The organism is Mesorhizobium sp. M8A.F.Ca.ET.021.01.1.1, assembly GCF_003998025.1.
In the GTDB taxonomy this organism is placed as follows: Bacteria; Pseudomonadota; Alphaproteobacteria; order Rhizobiales; family Rhizobiaceae; genus Mesorhizobium.
Genome location: NZ_RZSJ01000998.1, coordinates 1 through 965 on the forward strand (window position 1 = coordinate 1; position 965 = coordinate 965).

The window sequence follows — 965 nt, forward strand, 5'->3', positions numbered from 1 at the left end:
CATCAGGAGGAACGAGGCGGCCGTGCCGGTGAAAGCGCCGCCACGGTGCGCCGCCGCTGCCGACAGCGCCACGCCCGCGGCGCCGACGAGGCCGCCGGCAAGCACGAGGAGGCGGCTGCCGTTTGGATCGGCGAGGTTCATGGTCGGCGTGCTCTTTCTTTTTGCAGGTCGGCCAAGCGTCAGGGCTTGCCCGCTTCCAGCGCCATATGCCGCGTCCGCCGCAACTGGACAATCCAGTTGTAGACGGCACCGAGGGCCATCAGCACCGATGTGCCGAGAAACACCGACGGCATGCCGAAATGGCCGCCGACAAAACCGCCGGCCAGCGGTCCCGCGACCTGCCCGACATATTGCGCCGAGATCGCCAGGCCAAGCACGTTGCCGCCAACGCCGTCGGGGATATTGTGCCTGATGACACTGGTGATGCAGGGCAGGAGACCGCCCAACGCCAGGCCCATCAGGAAACGCAGGCCGATAAGCTGCCAGCTGTTGGTGACAAAAGCCTGCGGGATGAGCAGCAGCGCCGAGACGGCCAGCGCTCCCACGACAACGTTCCAGTGTCCGATCCGGTCCGCGAGCTTGCCGAGCCAGGATGCCGACAGGATGGTGCCGAGCGCGGCCGCCGACATCACAACGCCGGCGACGAGCGTCACCCGGCCCTGGTCCTCGATGAGCTGCTGCACATAGACGGTGATGATCGGCTCGATCGACATTGTGGCGAAGGCGAGCAGCATGCCGGTGGTCAGCATGGCCACGACCGGGCGCTTGTCCGGGATCTGAGACCAGCCGCTTTTCGGCTTTGCCGCCGGCGCGGCCTCGGCCGGCCTTGGGCGCGGGCTCTCCTTGATGAGGAACGTCGTCGCCAGGAAGGCGAGGAAGATCACGCCGCCCGACAACAGGAAGGTGGCGCGAATGCCGATTACCGGCGGCAGCACGCCGCCGAGCAGCGGGCCGACCAGCGAGCC

At 67.7% G+C, this 965-nt stretch carries 1 protein-coding gene and 1 pseudogene; both read right to left on the minus strand.

The features are described 5' to 3' along the window. Positions 1 to 141, minus strand: a pseudogene (locus EOA36_RS38700) (DUF423 domain-containing protein); the annotation flags it as partial. 38 nt (positions 142 to 179) lie between these two features. After that, positions 180 to 965, minus strand: a 786-nt coding sequence (locus EOA36_RS36155; protein ID WP_127281296.1) for an MFS transporter, incomplete at its 5' end; no start/stop codon positions are given.